Origin of the sequence: Flavobacterium sp. GT3R68 (assembly GCF_007109225.1) — a bacterium.
GTDB lineage: Bacteria > Bacteroidota > Bacteroidia > Flavobacteriales > Flavobacteriaceae > Flavobacterium.
The window spans coordinates 185,558-201,770 of record NZ_VJZK01000004.1 but is presented as its reverse complement, the minus strand read 5'-3'; the positions used below and the strand labels follow the sequence as shown (position 1 = coordinate 201,770).

19 protein-coding genes are annotated in these 16,213 nt (G+C 37.0%); 10 read left to right on the top strand and 9 right to left on the bottom strand.

The window, feature by feature from the left end; genetic code table 11:
* Positions 1-68 precede the first annotated feature (68 nt).
* The 3 genes from lpdA to FNW07_RS09520 all read left to right on the top strand — a co-directional run bounded on the left by lpdA (position 69) and on the right by FNW07_RS09520 (position 4,217).
* A complete protein-coding gene (gene lpdA, locus FNW07_RS09530; RefSeq protein ID WP_126742636.1) occupies positions 69-1,457 on the top strand; it encodes a dihydrolipoyl dehydrogenase in 1,389 nt (462 codons plus the stop codon).
* 276 nt (positions 1,458-1,733) lie between these two features.
* Positions 1,734-3,623: an SPFH domain-containing protein gene (locus FNW07_RS09525; protein ID WP_126742637.1), complete on the top strand. Its 1,890-nt coding sequence runs from the start codon at positions 1,734-1,736 to the stop codon at positions 3,621-3,623.
* A 333-nt stretch (positions 3,624-3,956) separates the two neighbouring features.
* Positions 3,957-4,217: a hypothetical protein gene (locus FNW07_RS09520; RefSeq protein ID WP_185964638.1), complete on the top strand. Its 261-nt coding sequence runs from the start codon at positions 3,957-3,959 to the stop codon at positions 4,215-4,217.
* Positions 4,218-4,346: 129 nt separating this feature from the next.
* On the opposite strand, the gene FNW07_RS09515 is transcribed toward FNW07_RS09520, so the two are convergent.
* The 3 genes from FNW07_RS09515 to FNW07_RS09505 are packed head-to-tail and all read right to left on the bottom strand — an operon-like array spanning position 4,347 to position 7,069.
* Positions 4,347-4,970 (bottom strand): porin family protein, encoded by a 624-nt coding sequence (locus tag FNW07_RS09515; RefSeq protein WP_126742639.1) that lies wholly within the window; start codon positions 4,968-4,970, stop codon positions 4,347-4,349.
* A gap of 41 nt (positions 4,971-5,011) precedes the next feature.
* On the bottom strand, positions 5,012-6,136 hold the full coding sequence (locus tag FNW07_RS09510; RefSeq protein WP_126742640.1) for a cysteine desulfurase family protein: 1,125 nt from the start codon (positions 6,134-6,136) through the stop codon (positions 5,012-5,014).
* 27 nt (positions 6,137-6,163) lie between these two features.
* On the bottom strand, positions 6,164-7,069 hold the full coding sequence (locus FNW07_RS09505; RefSeq protein ID WP_126742641.1) for an EamA family transporter: 906 nt from the start codon (positions 7,067-7,069) through the stop codon (positions 6,164-6,166).
* Positions 7,070-7,235: 166 nt separating this feature from the next.
* Between FNW07_RS09505 and FNW07_RS09500 the strand changes: the two genes are divergently transcribed.
* Complete coding sequence (locus FNW07_RS09500; protein WP_126742642.1) at positions 7,236-7,766, top strand: hypothetical protein; 531 nt, start codon at positions 7,236-7,238, stop codon at positions 7,764-7,766.
* A 54-nt stretch (positions 7,767-7,820) separates the two neighbouring features.
* Here the strand turns inward: FNW07_RS09500 and FNW07_RS09495 are convergent, their stop codons facing one another.
* Positions 7,821-8,372: a Smr/MutS family protein gene (locus FNW07_RS09495; RefSeq protein WP_126742643.1), complete on the bottom strand. Its 552-nt coding sequence runs from the start codon at positions 8,370-8,372 to the stop codon at positions 7,821-7,823.
* A complete protein-coding gene (locus FNW07_RS09490) occupies positions 8,362-8,547 on the bottom strand; it encodes a hypothetical protein (protein WP_126742644.1) in 186 nt (61 codons plus the stop codon). The genes FNW07_RS09495 and FNW07_RS09490 overlap by 11 nt, the downstream gene beginning before the upstream one ends.
* A 102-nt stretch (positions 8,548-8,649) precedes the next feature.
* Here FNW07_RS09490 and FNW07_RS09485 point away from each other — a divergent pair, with 102 nt between their 5' ends.
* Positions 8,650-8,934 carry a DUF2752 domain-containing protein gene (locus tag FNW07_RS09485; RefSeq protein ID WP_126742827.1) on the top strand — a complete coding sequence of 95 codons (285 nt, stop codon included), beginning with the start codon at positions 8,650-8,652 and terminating at the stop codon, positions 8,932-8,934.
* A gap of 16 nt (positions 8,935-8,950) precedes the next feature.
* Positions 8,951-9,292: a CCC motif membrane protein gene (locus FNW07_RS09480; protein ID WP_126742645.1), complete on the top strand. Its 342-nt coding sequence runs from the start codon at positions 8,951-8,953 to the stop codon at positions 9,290-9,292.
* 50 nt (positions 9,293-9,342) lie between these two features.
* Here FNW07_RS09480 and rocD read toward each other — a convergent pair whose 3' ends face one another.
* Together rocD and FNW07_RS09470 are read right to left on the bottom strand one after the other, a co-directional pair.
* A complete protein-coding gene (gene rocD / locus FNW07_RS09475) occupies positions 9,343-10,587 on the bottom strand; it encodes an ornithine--oxo-acid transaminase (protein WP_126742646.1) in 1,245 nt (414 codons plus the stop codon).
* Positions 10,588-10,723: 136 nt separating this feature from the next.
* A complete protein-coding gene (locus tag FNW07_RS09470) occupies positions 10,724-11,149 on the bottom strand; it encodes an OsmC family peroxiredoxin (RefSeq protein WP_126742647.1) in 426 nt (141 codons plus the stop codon).
* Positions 11,150-11,331: 182 nt separating this feature from the next.
* On the opposite strand from FNW07_RS09470, the gene FNW07_RS09465 reads away from it, so the two are divergent.
* The 4 genes from FNW07_RS09465 to FNW07_RS09450 all read left to right on the top strand — a co-directional run bounded on the left by FNW07_RS09465 (position 11,332) and on the right by FNW07_RS09450 (position 14,630).
* The gene (locus FNW07_RS09465; protein ID WP_126742648.1) at positions 11,332-11,562 is read left to right on the top strand and encodes a hypothetical protein; all 231 of its coding nucleotides are present in this window, start codon (positions 11,332-11,334) and stop codon (positions 11,560-11,562) included.
* Positions 11,563-11,897: 335 nt separating this feature from the next.
* Positions 11,898-13,310, top strand: coding sequence for a 23S rRNA (uracil(1939)-C(5))-methyltransferase RlmD (gene rlmD, locus FNW07_RS09460; protein WP_126742650.1), 1,413 nt, complete (start codon positions 11,898-11,900; stop codon positions 13,308-13,310).
* A 20-nt stretch (positions 13,311-13,330) separates the two neighbouring features.
* On the top strand, positions 13,331-13,831 hold the full coding sequence (locus FNW07_RS09455; protein ID WP_126742651.1) for a DUF6452 family protein: 501 nt from the start codon (positions 13,331-13,333) through the stop codon (positions 13,829-13,831).
* Positions 13,803-14,630, top strand: coding sequence for a DUF6048 family protein (locus FNW07_RS09450; protein WP_126742652.1), 828 nt, complete (start codon positions 13,803-13,805; stop codon positions 14,628-14,630). Before FNW07_RS09455 ends, FNW07_RS09450 begins: the two co-directional genes overlap by 29 nt.
* A gap of 79 nt (positions 14,631-14,709) precedes the next feature.
* Here FNW07_RS09450 and FNW07_RS09445 read toward each other — a convergent pair whose 3' ends face one another.
* Positions 14,710-14,946, bottom strand: a complete 237-nt coding sequence (locus tag FNW07_RS09445; protein WP_126742653.1) for a hypothetical protein — start codon at positions 14,944-14,946, stop codon at positions 14,710-14,712.
* A 15-nt stretch (positions 14,947-14,961) separates the two neighbouring features.
* Positions 14,962-16,140, bottom strand: coding sequence for a class I SAM-dependent RNA methyltransferase (locus tag FNW07_RS09440; RefSeq protein WP_126742654.1), 1,179 nt, complete (start codon positions 16,138-16,140; stop codon positions 14,962-14,964).
* Positions 16,141-16,213: the final 73 nt, after the last annotated feature.

Genomic DNA, 16,213 nt, shown 5'->3' with positions numbered 1-16,213 from the left:
TTTAGAAACATACAAGGAAAGCGGTCATACAGCTTCCTTTTTTATATTTAAAAACAAAAATAAAAGAAATGAAATACGACATCATTGTTTTAGGAAGTGGTCCCGGAGGATATGTTACTGCCATTAGAGCATCACAATTAGGCTTTAAAGTTGCCGTAATCGAAAAAGAAAACTTAGGCGGGGTTTGCTTGAATTGGGGTTGTATTCCAACAAAAGCATTATTAAAATCGGCACAGGTTTTTGATTACCTGAAACATGCTGCTGATTACGGATTGACTATTTCTGAATTCGATAAGGATTTCACTGCAGTTGTCGGGCGCAGCAGAAATGTTGCGGAAGGAATGAGCAAAGGAGTTCAATTCCTGATGAAAAAAAATAAAATCGATGTGATTGAAGGTTTCGGAAAATTAAAACCAGGAAAGAAAATCGATGTTACAGGAAAAGATGAAAAAGTAACTGAATATTCTGCAGACCACATCATTATTGCCACCGGGGCACGTTCCCGTGAGTTGCCAAATTTACCACAAGATGGTGAAAAAGTAATTGGTTACAGACAAGCAATGACTTTAGCTACGCAGCCAAAATCGATGATTGTTGTTGGTTCCGGAGCCATCGGAGTGGAATTTGCACACTTCTATAACGCAATGGGAACTGATGTTACTATTGTGGAATTTTTACCAAATATTGTTCCATTGGAAGACGAAGATATTTCCAAACAAATGGAGCGTTCCATGAAGAAAGCCGGGGTGAAAATCATGACCAACTCTTCTGTAGAGAAGATTGAGATTACCGCTTCTGGTGTAAAAGCAACGGTAAAAACTGCAAAGGGAGAAGAAACTCTTGAAGCGGAGATTGTACTTTCAGCAGTAGGAATCAAAACCAACATCGAGAACATCGGTTTGGAAGAAGTTGGAATTGCTACCGACAGGGATAAAATTTTAGTAAATGATTTCTACCAAACCAACATTCCCGGGTATTATGCCATTGGAGATGTGGTTCCGGGACCAGCTTTGGCACACGTTGCTTCCGCTGAAGGAATCACTTGCGTTGAAAAAATTGCAGGACTTCACGTTGATGCCGTTGACTACGGAAATATTCCAGGTTGTACCTACGCTACACCGGAAATTGCGTCAGTTGGTTTAACTGAAAAACAAGCAAAAGAAAAAGGATACGAATTGAAAGTGGGTAAATTCCCGTTCTCAGCATCAGGAAAAGCAAAAGCAGCCGGAACACCGGATGGTTTTGTAAAGGTAATTTTTGATGCCAAATATGGAGAATGGCTAGGTTGTCACATGATTGGAGCTGGTGTTACCGATATGATTGCTGAAGCAGTTGTAGCACGTAAACTGGAAACAACAGGTCACGAAATCCTAAAAGCAATCCACCCTCACCCAACGATGAGTGAGGCGGTAATGGAAGCTGTCGCCGAAGCCTATGGAGAAGTGATTCACTTGTAAGCTAGATTATTAGATTTATAAAGTCTTAGACTTTTAGATAGAATCCGTTTTGTGAAAGCAAAACGGATTTTTTGTGGCTTATAAATTGTTAAAACCAAAAACACAAAACATAGTTTGCACAGCCAGAAATCGAGTCATAGAACTACCATTTAACGCCTTTAAACAGTCATTTTTTTAATAAAATTAATAATATTATTCAAACGTTAAATTATCAAAGTTATCTAAAAAAACCCAGCGTAATTAGCCTAATTTTGTGCTCTAAATTTATATAAAATAATGACAACAATTACAGATTTCTGGTGGGTATTGCTTTTAGTTTTGTGCTTAGTTCTTTACAAATTTGTTTTACGTGCTTTCTTCGGGATGGTAATAGTTCCTGAGGATAAAATTGGTCTGGTGACCAAGAAATTCGTTCTGTTTGGCGCAGAAAAATCTTTGCCTGATGGCAGAATCATTGCCACTAAAGGGGAGGCTGGTTTTCAGGCTAAAACACTTGCACCCGGATTATACTGGACAATGTGGCCTTGGCAATATGCGGTGGAAATGACTTCTTTCACCATTATCCCGGAAGGGCATATTGGCTTACTATTAAGTAAAGATGGGGCCGAAATTCCAACAGGCCGTATTTTAGCCCAAAAAGTGAATTCTGACAATTTTCAGGATGCCACATTATTCCTTAACAATGGCGGACAAAAAGGTAGACAGTCGGCTTTTATAACCACAGGTTCTTATCGTATCAATACTTATCTTTTCGAAGTAGTATTGAAACCTCAGATTGTTATTTTTGAGAATATGGTCGGAATTGTAACTGCAATGGATGGTGAGCCCATTCCGATTGGTCAGATTGCGGGGAAATTTGTAGAAAATCATAATAACTTCCAGGATTTTGATCAATTTTTAAAAAATGGCGGAAACCGTGGATTACAACCACAGGTAATACTTGCAGGATCGTATTATATCAATACGTGGGCGGTTCAGATTGAACAAAATCCAATGACCGACGTGCCTATTGGTTATGTAGGTGTCGTTATTTCTTATATTGGTGAAGATGGTCAAGACGTTACCGGAGATACTTTTAAACATGGAAATATTGTTTCAAAAGGACAACGCGGGGTTTGGATGGAGCCGTTTGGCCCCGGAAAATATGCTTTAAATAAATACACGACGAAACTGGAGCCTGTACCAACAACCAATTTAGTTTTGAATTGGGCTGATGCGCGCAGCGAGTCGCATAACTTGGACCAGAACCTTTCTACTATTACCGTGCGTTCAAAAGATGGTTTCCCATTTAATTTAGATGTTTCGCAAATTATTCATGTTCCAGCTAACGAAGCTCCAAAAGTGATTGCACGATTTGGAAGTATGAACAATTTAGTTTCCCAGGTTCTGGAACCAACAATTGGTAACTATTTCCGTAATTCAGCTCAGGAAAGTGACGTTATTTCTTTCCTTTCGACAAGAAAAGAAAGACAGGAATCAGCCAAAAATCACATCAAAGTGGTTCTTGACGAATACAATGTTAACGCTGTTGATACGCTTATAGGAGATATTGTTCCGCCGGAATCACTGATGAAAACACTGACCGACAGAAAAATTGCGGAAGAAGAACAAAAAACGTATCAAACTCAAAGAATGGCGCAAGAACAACGTCAGGGAATGGAAAAGGAAACGGCTATCGCAGATATGCAGAAAGAAATCGTAAAAGCATCTCAAAGTGTTGAAATTGCACAAAGAACCGCTGATGCGACGGTTAAAAAAGCAGAAGGTGATGCGACAAGTTTGAAACTGAATGTAAATGCTGAAGCAGAAGCCACTAAAATGCGTGCAAACGCCGAAGCGGAAGCTACCAAAGCGAGAGCTGGCGCACAGGCAGAAGCTACAAAATTGACCGCAAGCGCAGAAGCAGAACGAATCTCAAAAACAGGTTTAGCTGAGGCCGAAAAAATTATGGCAATTGGTAAATCTACAGCAGAAGCGTATCAATTACAAGTTTCGGCAATGGGCGGTGATAACTTCACTAAATATAAAATTACCGAAGAGATCGGCAAAGGGAAAATTAAGGTTATTCCTGATGTTTTAATTTCGGGAACTAATGGTTCTGAAGGTGGAATAAGCGGTCTTTTAGGAATTAAATTAATGGAGATGATCGATACTAAAAAAGATTAATCTAAAGTTTATGCTCTTAATTTTAAAATCCGTTTTGTGAAAACAAGACGGATTTTTTATCTTTTTTACCTGCCTAATAAATAAGCAGCTTACAATAAATTAATATTTTTTTTTGCAAATTAGTACTGCTCAATTAGTTAGTATTTAGCTATTCATAATAAGAAATTTATATACTATTCTTTTTATACAAATCTACACCTATTATTTCATTTGGTTTTCATTTAAAGTGGAACCCAGAAACCACCACAAAAACGGGCGACACCGAAAAGCCTTATGAGTAGCAAACAAAAATTTAAAATCAAAAAAGTACTTGTTCAATTTAACTGTCCTGGAATGAATGCAGAGCAATACGATAAGGTGTGGGAAGATCTTGAAGCGGCAGGTCATTCAAATCCAAGAGGATTAATTCATCATGTGGGTGCACCTACAGCAGATGGCTGGTTGGTAGTCGATATATGGGAATCCAGTGAGCACTTTAATGAATTTGGGAAAACACTGATTCCAATTATGGAAAAAAACGGAGTTCCTCCAATGAATCCGCTTGTAACACCTTTGCACTTTGTGTATAATGGTAGTCATGTAGAAATATATTAATAAAAACACCTGGTAGCTACTTCTGCAGTAAAACAATAACAACCAAATTTTTTGTATTATACTTCTTTAAGAAATATAAAATCCGTTTTGAAAATTCAAAACCGATTTTTTTGTAACATACTTAAAATTTTATTTCAGCAGAAAATTGATCCCAATATTGAAACTGCTTCTTGAGTTTCTTACTGTGGAACCTGAATTCGAAATAAATACATCTGAGAAACCACCCTGCTCTTCATATTCAAGAAATAATTTTGCTTTATCCGAAATTGGTATTTTGACACCGGCCCCCCAAGCGAAACCAATATCAAAAGTTTCAAATGACTTTTTGACATCCGTTTTAAACCTACTATCTTCTGCCCCTAATAAGATTCCGGCGTATGGACCAAAATTCAGATACCAATTTCTTTTTGCACCAAAATGCCAATTTGCCATCACAGGAACTGTTAAGTAATTTACATTATAATTGGTTTTGTAATCGATTCCGGATCCAAACTCCGTGATATAATCATCATCCCATCCTTTTTGGTCATAAATCAATTTTCCCTTAATACTCCATCTGTTCGAAAAATAATAATCTGCCGATCCCGCAAAATTAAGTCCATTTCCGGAATGCGCTCTGTTTTCATTATCGGATATGGTGGAAATGTTGTAACCCGCATTTAAACCAAATTCAACGCTTCCTTTAGAAAGTTGGGCGGATGATGAAAGAGAAAACCCCATACTGCATAGGACTATTACTATTGTTTTTTTCATTTTTATTTATTTAATCAATTTCTAAAAATTAACTGGCAATTTTATATTTTTTTTAAAGCATTCATCAACAAATCAATATCGCCTTTTGTATTGTAATGACTAAAAGAAACACGTAAACCAGGCTTTTTTAAATCTTCCTCTGAAAGCATTTCGGCTAAAACATGTGACGGCCTAATACTCCCCGACTGGCAAGCACTCCCACGGGAAACAGCTATTCCTTTCATATCCAGATTAAGGAGCATCATCGCCGTTTTTTCTTCTGAAAATGGCAACAAGATATTCAACACAGTATAAAATCCATCGCGATTCCCGTTGATTTCAGATGCAGGAAATTCAATCTCCAATCGGTTAATCAGGTAATTTCTTAACTCCATAATATGGCTTCTGTCACGCTCCAGATTATCATACGAAAGCTCTAAAGCCTTAGCCATACCAACGATTTGGTGAACGGCCTCGGTCCCCGGTCGTAATCCTTTTTCCTGTTCGCCACCATAAAAAAGTGGTTGCAATCCGGAATTCTTGCGAACAAAGGCAAAGCCAATTCCCTTCGGTCCATGGAATTTATGCGCACTGGCAACGATGAAATCAACCGGTACCTTCTGCAAATTCAGTTCCGATTTACCGATGGATTGAACGGTATCTGAATGGAATAAAACATTGTGTTGATGGCAGATGCGGCCTATTTTTTCCAAATCCAGCACAGTTCCGATTTCGTTGTTAACATGCATCAGGCTTACCAAAGTTTTCTTTTCCTGCGAAAGTAATTCCACCAGGTCATTCACATCAATACTGCCATCAGCCTTAATCGCGACATAATCAACCTGAATACCAAATTCTATTTCAAGAGCTTCCGCTGTATGCAAAACAGCATGATGCTCAATTTTAGAAGTGATGATTCTCTGAATTTTTAAGTCCCTGACTGCTGAACGTAAAATCCAATTATTGGCTTCCGTACCGCATGAGGTAAAGATTATTTCCTGGGCTGTACAATTCAAATGTTTAGCAATGGATTTCCGGCTCATTTCAAGGACACTTTTGGCATTGCGGCCAAAGCTGTGAGTCGATGAGGGATTTCCATAATCTTCCATCATCACTTTTAGCATTTCCTCAATCACTTCGGGACGCATTTGAGTGGTGGACGCATTATCGAGATATACTTTTTTCATTTATTCAGATGGGAATTATTTAAATCTTTAACTACTAGAAACAGGTTTACTACGTTTGGAAAAAATTATTTTTTCGTTAAATATCACTATCGAAATTAAAATCAGCAGATAGCAAAACAATTGTTGTCCGGTTACTTCTTCTTTGTATAAAAAAATAGCCAGCACGAAATTAATAATCGGATTGATGTACATCATTATTCCTACTGTGGACGAATTTATTCCTTTTAAGGCATAAAGATTCAGGAACAACGGAATTATGGTAAAAACCACTACAATTACAAACAAACAAGTGTAAAATAAAGATTCCGCCGGGAGCTTTCCGCTATATTCCGGATAAAACGGAAGAATGATAATTGCCGTAAACACCAATTGTATAGTCAGTAACAGGAATTTATCAATCTCGGTATTTTTTCGCTGGCTAACTAAATACAAGGCATAGGTAGCAGCAACAACTAAACTATAGAAAATATCCTCAAAATGTTCAAAAGACAAAAATACGCAGCTAACAACACTAATGCAGACCGCCAGCCATTGCCATTTGCTTAATTTTTCTTGCAAAAGAAAGAACGCAAAAACTGTGGTTAAAATGGGACAGATTAAATAAGCCAATGAAGCCGCTTTGACACTGACATGGTTCATTACATAGATAAACACAAACCAATTGGACGCAAGTAATATCCCGCCGCCAAGGGTCAGAAAGACCACACTTCGTTTATTTTGGACTGTCAGATTATTAAAATGATCCCAGTTTTTTACTAAAGATTTTTTGCGAAAAGCAACATTGATAAGTAGCATCATCACAACGCTCAGAAAAACACGATAAAATAAAATATCCAAAGAAGCATATTGCTGCAATGGCTTTAGCGCCAAACTAAAAAAGCCCCAGATTAGAAAGGCTGAAAAGGCGGCAATATAATATTTGTACACTCTCATTTATCAAAATAAGTGCAAAGATAACGATTTACAACCGTTTCGAATTTCCAATTTCCACATGATTCTTTTTCAATAACTTAAAATCTGCTCTTAAATTTTGTTTTTGGGTCCGAAATGCATCAGGAACAAATTAAAAATTCTATTTTTGTTACAAATATGATAACGGATGAAACGATTTTTAGGTTTATTGGTATGTGCATTTATTTTCCATAGTTGTGATGATGGCGATATTAATTTGAAAAATTTCAATTTTGATACCACCGCCCCGGTGAATGACTGCTCAGAAAATAACGGTTTGTTTTTTAAGATCAAAAGCAATGAGGCACTGATTTTGGAAATCCCACTGTCATCGTTTTCGAATGACGTAACTCCGGCGGACCAGCCTGTTTCCCTATTGATAAACAGTGAAAATCACGTCATATACAGACTTTTCAGCAGAACAGTAACGGAAAGTTATTTTTGTTCTTCGGTTCCTCCGGCAGACCCTATAGTTTCGGACGAATGGAATGCATCTCAAGGAGTGGAAGGTGTAAGCGGTATTATAGAAATAACAACCACCCAAATAGTCAATCCTGATACGCAAGTATTGCTAGGTTATAACCACCATATTGTTTTCAAAAACGTTACATTTTCGAATAGCGATAATTCATTTGTATACGAAACTTATGTTTTTGGAAATTATGTGACTTCGATTTAAAACTTCATTTATAATAAAAAAACTCAAATACGGATTACAGCATTTAATTTTTTTTTATTTTACATTTTGACGGATAAAAACTTCTGTCGCCCCGAGGCCATATTTTTGGTAATTGGCATCCTGAAAAGCGATATTATCATAGCGGCCAAATAAAAAATCCAGCTCTGCTTTTAAAACCCCTTCACCAACACCATGAATAAAAACGATTTTCGGGATACGGTTCCGGATAGCAAATTCGATATGTCTTTTGGCTGTATCGGATTGCAAAGTCAAGATATCATAATTACTCATTCCCCTGGAATTAGGAACGAGTTTTTCGATATGCAAATCAAATTCCGGAGCGGGAATCTCGTGTTTTGATTTCTTTTCTTTCAAGAAACTTCGGGCTTTGGGCTCCTCTTTTTCTTTTTTAATCTGATTTAAATTAAAACTTTGTACACTGCTATTTAAATCACTGGTGTTGTTGGTTTTAATAAGCTCATTAAAACGGTATTGCATCACGAAACCATCTTCGGTTTCTATGGTTGCTTCATTATTTTGAACTGACAAAACGATACCGTTGACTGCTTCATCAAGTACCGAAACCTTATCCCCTTTATTGAACATCTTCCTCTTCTTTATCTTGGTTTTTACTAGGAGTTTTTACGCTGAGTTGCATCATTCCATACATAAATATAGCGAAGGCGATAACCAATACAAATACATTTTTATCGGCTTTTGTCTGCTCATATAAAGCGAGTGCTATAGCCCCAATCATTAAAGGAATTACGAACTTTTTCATATTTTCAGGTATCAGTTATCAAAAGTAAGAAACTTAAAAATATAAAGATACTAATAAGGAATGAATATTTTTTTTGTAAAATTGTACTTTAAATCAATTTCTGTGGCTATCGAAAAATACATGATTCCGTGTCTGAATAAAAAACTATTTGGAGTTGACTGTTTAGGCTGTGGCACACAACGTGCTTTGATGCTTCTTTTAAAAGGAGATTTCAGTGGCGCATTCCACATGTTCCCTGCTATTTATACACTGCTTTTTTTACTTCTTTTTTTAGGACTGCATATTATCGACAAATCCAGAAGTTACCACAAAATAATTATTGGTTTGGCAATTGCAAATGCAATTATCATGATAATTTCTTACTTTTACAAAATGACTAACTATTAAAAAATTATTTTAAATTATGGAAAAAAGAAATTTACCCAATGCAACTGCGGTACTCATTTTAGGAATCTGTTCTATTCTGACTTGTTGCTGCTATGGGATTGTCGGGCTGGTTTTTGGGATTATTGCATTGGTGCTTGCCGGTAAGGACATGAAATTGTATCGCGCAGAACCAGAATTATATTCAAATTATCAAAACCTGAATATTGGAAAAATTTTAGCCATCATAGGAATTGTCTTGAGTTCCATATACCTGCTTTTTACCGTTTATCTTTATACCGTAGTGGGCGAAGAAGGCATGAAAGACATGTTGGAAAATCTGCAGGAAAAAATTGAACATCAAAAGCAAGAAGAAGCATAAATAAAAAAGTCCCGATTTCTCGGGACTTTTTTTATAATTTAATCGCAGTTTTATTTTTCGAATGGCTTTAGCGTTTTTATAATAATAGAAACACAATCCAGCAATTGCCCTTCAGTCATAACCAAAGGCGGAGCAAAACGAATGATATTACCATGCGTTGGTTTGGCTAAAAGTCCATTATCGCGTAATGCCATACAGATTTTCCAAGCTGTGTCACTTTCTTCAGTATCGTTGATAACGATAGCATTTAAAAGTCCTTTTCCTCTTACCAAAGTAGCAACATTTGAGGTCGGGATAAACTCATTTAATTTTTCTCTGAAAAGATTCCCAAGATAAGTTGCGTTTTCTGCTAATTTTTCATCTTCCACCACTTGCAGTGCGGCTACAGCTACAGCAGCAGCTACCGGATTTCCTCCAAAAGTAGAACCGTGCTGGCCAGGTTTGATGACATTCATAATCGCATCATTGGCTAAAACTGCGGATACCGGGTAAACACCTCCGGATATGGCTTTCCCTAAAATCAAAATATCAGGTTGCACATTTTCGTGGTGTACAGCCAATAACTTTCCGGTTCTTGCGATTCCGGTCTGTACTTCATCAGCAATGAATAAGGCATTGTATTTTTCACATAATGCTTTGGCTTTCGCCAGATATCCTTCAGAAGGAACATAAACTCCTGCTTCTCCCTGAATTGGTTCCACTAAGAAACCTGCAATATTTTTGGTTGATTTCAGTACATTTTCCAATGCATCCAGATCATCATACGCGATTTTAATAAATCCCGCAGTATACGGACCGAAATTTTTACGCGCATTTTCATCGTTCGAAAATGAAATAATCGTTGTCGTTCTTCCGTGGAAGTTATTTTCGCAAACAATGATCTGCGCTTCATGCTCATCTATTCCTTTTACTTCATAAGCCCATTTTCTACACAATTTGATAGCCGTTTCTACAGCTTCAGCTCCTGTATTCATTGGTAAAACTTTGTCAAAACCAAAATATTTGGTTACAAACTGTTCATAAGGTCCTAATTGGTCATTAAAAAAGGCACGTGAAGTCAAAGTTAGCGTCTGAGCCTGTTGCATCATCGCGCCAACAATTTTCGGGTGACAATGTCCCTGATTTACTGCTGAATATGCAGAAAGGAAATCATAATATTTTTTCCCGTCGACATCCCAAACATAAACTCCTTCTCCTCTGCTTAAAACAACAGGAAGCGGGTGATAATTATGTGCACCGTATTTATTTTCTAAAGCGATTATGCTTTCAGAACTTGTTTTTTCTAAAACTGACATTGCGAAATTATTTTAATTTTCAAAATCCAATTCCTTCTTATGGAGAGAAATCATCCTACGCCCGCAAAATTAGACAATATTCTGATAATTTGTGATAATTGAATGATAATTTGGCTTTTATTGAAAATTAAACTTACTATACTAAGGCCGCATCGGCCAGAGTAGCATCAGTCGAAATGGCGGTGTTCAATACTTTCGATATTATACAATTTTTTTCAGCTTTGGTGACTAATGTCTGAAACTCATCATTGGTAATGCCTTTAACTTTTGCGGTTAAGGTCAATTGTGATGTGACAATGATTTTATCAACCAAATCGATGTCGCATTTGGTTTCAATGCTTTCGACCTCAAAACCAGCCTCGCTAATGTAGGCACCAAGCTGCATCGTGAAACATCCGGCATGCGCTGCGGCGATTAATTCCTCGGGATTTGTCCCCACCCCTTCTTCAAATCTTGATTTAAAAGAATATTGGGTATTCTGTAAAGTCGTGCTTTGTGTGGTCAACTGGCCGGTTCCTTCTTTCAGTGAACCTTTCCAAACTGCGGTTGCGTTTCTTTTCATGACGTGATTTTTTTGTGTTGACTCAAATTTACTGCTTTTTACCTAAAACAACGTGTTGACAATGTGCCATTTTTAAGTTAAAAGATAAAAAATGGATTTTGAATTTCATTTTTATCAGTCATGAAAATCAGTATGTTTGTCAGTAATGAATGAAAAACTGAAACATCATTAATGAGTAAAATATGTTCTTCCATTTTTCGGCTTTAAGCCAAAAAGAAGAAGCAGTAGCCTTTTCCAAGGAGCAGATTAATGAAAGCCTGAATGAAATAATTTCAGATCTGGAACAAAACTATATTTACTTAAAGGATAAAAATGTCGACTTAAATTGTATCCGGGCAAATTTTAAAGGAAAGATTGAAAACATTAATACCGATGAAGATTTGGTGTTGTTTTTCGAGTACCTGTTAGATTAATTTTTTTTGAAGGTATGAAAAGAGCCGAAATTGTGGGCACCAAAATGGAATAATTAGCCGGAGCGATGAACGGATTTGGTTTTAAGAATCTTCCTTTTGGTTATCCCATTTCAATCGAGAAGTTATTTCATCTTAACGGAACCCCACGAGAAAAATTCATCCCAACCCATCTGGTCATTCCCGCGGATATTAACAAAGACGAAATCCTTAATAAAGGAATTAAAATTATAAATACTTTCCAAGTAAAATGAGCCCCAATAACAAATCGATTGCGTTTTTAAAAAATATTTCCCAATTTGAATTTATAAAACCATTCAAACGCTTATTTTTGCGCTATGGCAAAGAAAAATACAGACAAGATCGTTTTTGATCATATAAAAGTCCTTGATGCAGGTGCAAAAGGCGTTTCGGTTGCAAAAGCCCCAGACGGAAAAGTAATCTTCATTCCCAATGTAGTTCCAGGAGATGTGGTGGATGTTCAGACTTTCAAAAAGCGTAAATCGTTTTATGAAGGAAAAGCCACTAAATTCCACGAATATTCAGAACACCGAATTGAACCAATTTGCCAGCATTTTGGCGTTTGCGGCGGGTGCAAATGGCAAAACATGAAATACAGTCAGCAGTTGTTTTACAAACAAAACGAAGTGCTGAATCATTTGCAACGTATCGGAAAGGTAGAACTTCCTGAATTTGAGCCGATTTTAGGTTCCGAAAAACAGTTTTTCTACAGAAATAAAATGGAATTTTCTTTTTCGAACAGCCGTTGGTTGACCGAACAGGAAATCGGAAGTACAGAAGATTTAGGAAACAGGGATGCGTTAGGATTTCATATTCCGAAAATGTGGGATAAAATCCTGGATATCACCAAATGTCACTTACAGGAAGACCCATCGAATGCCATCAGAAATGAAGTAAGAGACTTTGCCATCAAAAATGGTTTGACCTTCTTCAACCCTAGAGCGCATGAAGGTTTATTGAGAACACTGATGTTACGTACGGCTTCCACCGGAGAAATCATGGTGCTGATTCAGTTTTTTGAGAATGATAAAGCCAACAGGGAATTGATTTTGGATCATCTTTTTGAGATGTTCCCACAAATCACTTCTTTGCAGTATGTGATAAACAACAAAGCCAACGACACTTTATACGATACCGATATCAAATTATACAAAGGCCGGGATTACATTTTGGAAGAAATGGAAGGTTTGAAATTCAGCATTAATGCAAAATCTTTTTACCAGACCAATTCGGACCAGGCATATGAATTATACAAAATCACACGCGATTTTGCCGGTTTGACCGGAAATGAAATCGTTTATGACTTGTATACCGGAACGGGAACTATTGCGCAGTTCGTTTCCAAAAAAGCCAGAAAAGTGATTGGTGTAGAAAGCGTACCGGAAGCGATTGCGGATGCAAAAGAGAACGCCAAACGCAATGAAATTACCAATTGTGAATTCTTTGTCGGTGATATGAAAGTTGTTTTCAACGAAAGTTTCATAGCACAACACGGACATCCGGATGTGATTATTACCGATCCACCAAGAGACGGAATGCACAAGGACGTAATTGAGCAAATCATGAAAATCGCACCTGAGAAAGTGGTGTATGTGAGTTGTAATTCGGCTACACAGGCAAGAGACTTAGCGTTGATGGACGAAAAATACAAAGTAACACGCGTGCGTCCGGTAGATATGTTTCCGCAAACGCATCATGTGGAAAATGTAGTACTTTTGGAGAAACGATAAAACTATTTTAAATTTAAACAATGAAAAAAATATTTTTAATAGTATTGGTCGTAGCAGTGTCTTTTTCCGGTTGTGAGAAAGATGATATTTGCGATGCCGCCACTTCGACAACTCCAAGGCTTATCATTGAGTTTTATGATGCTTTAAATCCAACGGTTCTAAAAAATGTCACCAATCTGAAAGTTAAAGACGTAGACATAACTCCCTTTTTATTATTCAACGGAGTGAGTAAAATACAGGTTCCGTTAAAAACTACGGAAGACGTTACCAACTTCAGTTTTACAATTAACAGTAACAGTGTCGACCCACTTATAGTCAACGAAGATGGCCTTCAATTTAATTATGCCAGACAAAATATTTTTATCTCAAGAGCCTGTGGTTTTAAAACTATTTTTACTCTTGATCCCACAACGCCTTACACCAAAACGCCAGGCACAAATGGATTTTGGATTCAAAATATAACTGTTGAAACTTCTAATATCGAAAACGAAAATGACACACACATCAAGATTTACTTTTAGTGTATTGATTGTGCTGCTGTCATTTTTGGCGCATTCGCAAGAGATAACGAAGACCGACAGCCTTACCAAAAGAAATAAAGTGGTCGGCACTATTCCTAACCAGAAATCAACTGTCAAACAGGAAAATAAGAAAGATAGCATTCCACCGAAAACGGAGCGTTATGGTGTTCGTGTGGGTATCGATTTGTCTAAAATTGCCCGTTCGATATATGAAGAAGATTATAAAGGTTTGGAATTTGTCGGTGATTACCGTTTGGCCAAAAATTATTATCTGGCAGCTGAATTGGGTAATGAAAACAAAACAACCGATGACGACAGGCTAAATTTCACTACTAATGGATCCTACTTCAAAGCAGGGTTTGATTACAACGGGTATGAAAACTGGCTGGATATGGAAAACATGATTTACATCGGCTTGCGCTATGGAGTCAGTACGTTTAGTCAGACCCTGAACAGCTACAAGATTTACAATACCAGTCAGTATTTTGGCGAAACTGCCACTATTCTTTCGGGACAAAAATACGATGGATTATCAGCACAATGGGTGGAAGTCGTTGCCGGAGTAAAAGCCGAAGTATTTAATAATATTTATGTGGGTTTCAGTATGCGATTAAACCGATTGGTTTCGAATAAAAAACCGGAAAACTTTGATAACTTATACATTCCCGGATTTAACAGAACCTATAATGGTGATTTTGGGGTAGGATTTAATTATACTGTTTCGTACTTTTTACCTATTTACAAAAAGAAAATCGCTCCAAAAAAAGTAGAAGAAAAGAAGGCCGAAGCCAAGAAGTAAAAAAGATATTCTAAAACAAAACCGCAATGAAAACAAAACTACTTTGAATTCATTGCGGTTTTTTATGCTCGAAAAAAAATTATTTTAAAACCTTAATTCCTTTCATAAAAATCCATTTCATAAACAATCGCTCGCCGTCTTTGGTTTTCACCGCCTGAAATTTGGGAGACAACAAAGTGCCCACTACAAAAGCAGTAACAGGGATCCAAATACCGGTTAAATTAGAATATTTGTCTACCAGATAGCGTATTCCAATGAATAAAATGGCGAAACACAATAATTGATAAATGAAGGCTCTTAGTTGTAACTTGCTCATTATATAAAATTTTTATTATTCTGCAGATGAATTATTATCGGTCTGAAACTTCGTTCTCTTGCTTCCCTCATACATTTCGTATTTCACCAAACGGGCTTCCAGACTGGCATTGAAAAGCTTTATTTTTCTGGAAGGTTTCAATCCAACATATTTCAAGGCTTCCAGATTTGCAGTAATGAACCAGGCATTGGTTCCTGGATAATTTTTCTTTAAGGTATCGCCAATGTTTTTGTAGAATTCTTCCATATGAATGTCCAAACGTTCATCATAGGGTGGATTGAAAACGATATGCAATTTTCCGTCCGATGTTTTCTCTGTATCAAAAAAGTTCTTTTCGTCGATCTTAATATATTCATCCAGATTGGCATTTTTGATATTGTCTTTGGCTTTGTTTACGGCACTTGGTGCTTTATCGTATCCTTTAATCGTATGGTGGAATTCACGCACTTTTTTCATCAGGGAATCCAAAATGGTATCAAACAAATCATTGTCCCAATCATTCCATTTTTCGAAAGCAAATTCCTTGCGGTTGATATTTGCCGGAATATTGCAGGCAATCATCGCAGCTTCCGCTAAAAAAGTACCACTTCCACACATCGGATCCAGAAAATCGGTTTCGCCATCCCAACCGGAAAGCAGTAAAATCCCTGCAGCCAAAACTTCATTTATAGGTGCAATATTGGTAGCGGTTCTGTATCCACGTTGGTGCAACGAATTTCCGGAAGTATCCAATGCTACTGAAACCTGGTCTTTATCGATATGAATATTGATTCTAAAATCCGGAAAAGCCTTGTCAACACTTGGACGCTGACCTGTTCGCTCACGGAACTGATCGACTATGGCATCTTTACATTTTTGGGAAACAAATTCAGAGTGGTTAAAATATTCCGAATGGACTGTAGTATCAATCACAAAAGTCTGGTTCGCATTTAACAATTTAGACCAGTTAATGCCAGAAATCCCTTTATACAAAGCCTGTTCGTTTGTTGCTTTGAAGAAATAAATCGGCTTCAGGATTTTCAAAGCGGTACGCAAAGCCAGATTCGCTTTGTACATAAACCCTTTATCTCCTTTAAAACTCACCATCCTCACTCCTGGCTCGACGTCTTGTGCGCCCAACATCTCTAACTCTTTCGCTAATATTTCTTCAAAACCAAAAAAGGTTTTGGCAACCATTTTAAAATTATTTTCCATCGTAAAATCAAGTATTCGGTGCAAAAATACACTAAATTTGCACTGTTTCAGTATTTAGCACAGAGAATTGAAC

Bases quoted from the DNA above. Each gene is read 5' to 3' on its own strand.
- lpdA (WP_126742636.1), top strand. From the start codon at position 69: ATGAAATACGACATCATTGTTTTAGGAAGTGGTCCCGGAGGATATGTT.
- FNW07_RS09525 (WP_126742637.1), top strand. From the start codon at position 1,734: ATGACAACAATTACAGATTTCTGGTGGGTATTGCTTTTAGTTTTGTGC.
- FNW07_RS09520 (WP_185964638.1), top strand. From the start codon at position 3,957: ATGAATGCAGAGCAATACGATAAGGTGTGGGAAGATCTTGAAGCGGCA.
- FNW07_RS09515 (WP_126742639.1), bottom strand. From the start codon at position 4,970: ATGAAAAAAACAATAGTAATAGTCCTATGCAGTATGGGGTTTTCTCTT.
- FNW07_RS09510 (WP_126742640.1), bottom strand. From the start codon at position 6,136: ATGAAAAAAGTATATCTCGATAATGCGTCCACCACTCAAATGCGTCCC.
- FNW07_RS09505 (WP_126742641.1), bottom strand. From the start codon at position 7,069: ATGAGAGTGTACAAATATTATATTGCCGCCTTTTCAGCCTTTCTAATC.
- FNW07_RS09500 (WP_126742642.1), top strand. From the start codon at position 7,236: ATGAAACGATTTTTAGGTTTATTGGTATGTGCATTTATTTTCCATAGT.
- FNW07_RS09495 (WP_126742643.1), bottom strand. From the start codon at position 8,372: ATGTTCAATAAAGGGGATAAGGTTTCGGTACTTGATGAAGCAGTCAAC.
- FNW07_RS09490 (WP_126742644.1), bottom strand. From the start codon at position 8,547: ATGAAAAAGTTCGTAATTCCTTTAATGATTGGGGCTATAGCACTCGCT.
- FNW07_RS09480 (WP_126742645.1), top strand. From the start codon at position 8,951: ATGGAAAAAAGAAATTTACCCAATGCAACTGCGGTACTCATTTTAGGA.
- rocD (WP_126742646.1), bottom strand. From the start codon at position 10,587: ATGTCAGTTTTAGAAAAAACAAGTTCTGAAAGCATAATCGCTTTAGAA.
- FNW07_RS09470 (WP_126742647.1), bottom strand. From the start codon at position 11,149: ATGAAAAGAAACGCAACCGCAGTTTGGAAAGGTTCACTGAAAGAAGGA.
- FNW07_RS09465 (WP_126742648.1), top strand. From the start codon at position 11,332: ATGTTCTTCCATTTTTCGGCTTTAAGCCAAAAAGAAGAAGCAGTAGCC.
- rlmD (WP_126742650.1), top strand. From the start codon at position 11,898: ATGGCAAAGAAAAATACAGACAAGATCGTTTTTGATCATATAAAAGTC.
- FNW07_RS09455 (WP_126742651.1), top strand. From the start codon at position 13,331: ATGAAAAAAATATTTTTAATAGTATTGGTCGTAGCAGTGTCTTTTTCC.
- FNW07_RS09450 (WP_126742652.1), top strand. From the start codon at position 13,803: ATGACACACACATCAAGATTTACTTTTAGTGTATTGATTGTGCTGCTG.
- FNW07_RS09445 (WP_126742653.1), bottom strand. From the start codon at position 14,946: ATGAGCAAGTTACAACTAAGAGCCTTCATTTATCAATTATTGTGTTTC.
- FNW07_RS09440 (WP_126742654.1), bottom strand. From the start codon at position 16,140: ATGGAAAATAATTTTAAAATGGTTGCCAAAACCTTTTTTGGTTTTGAA.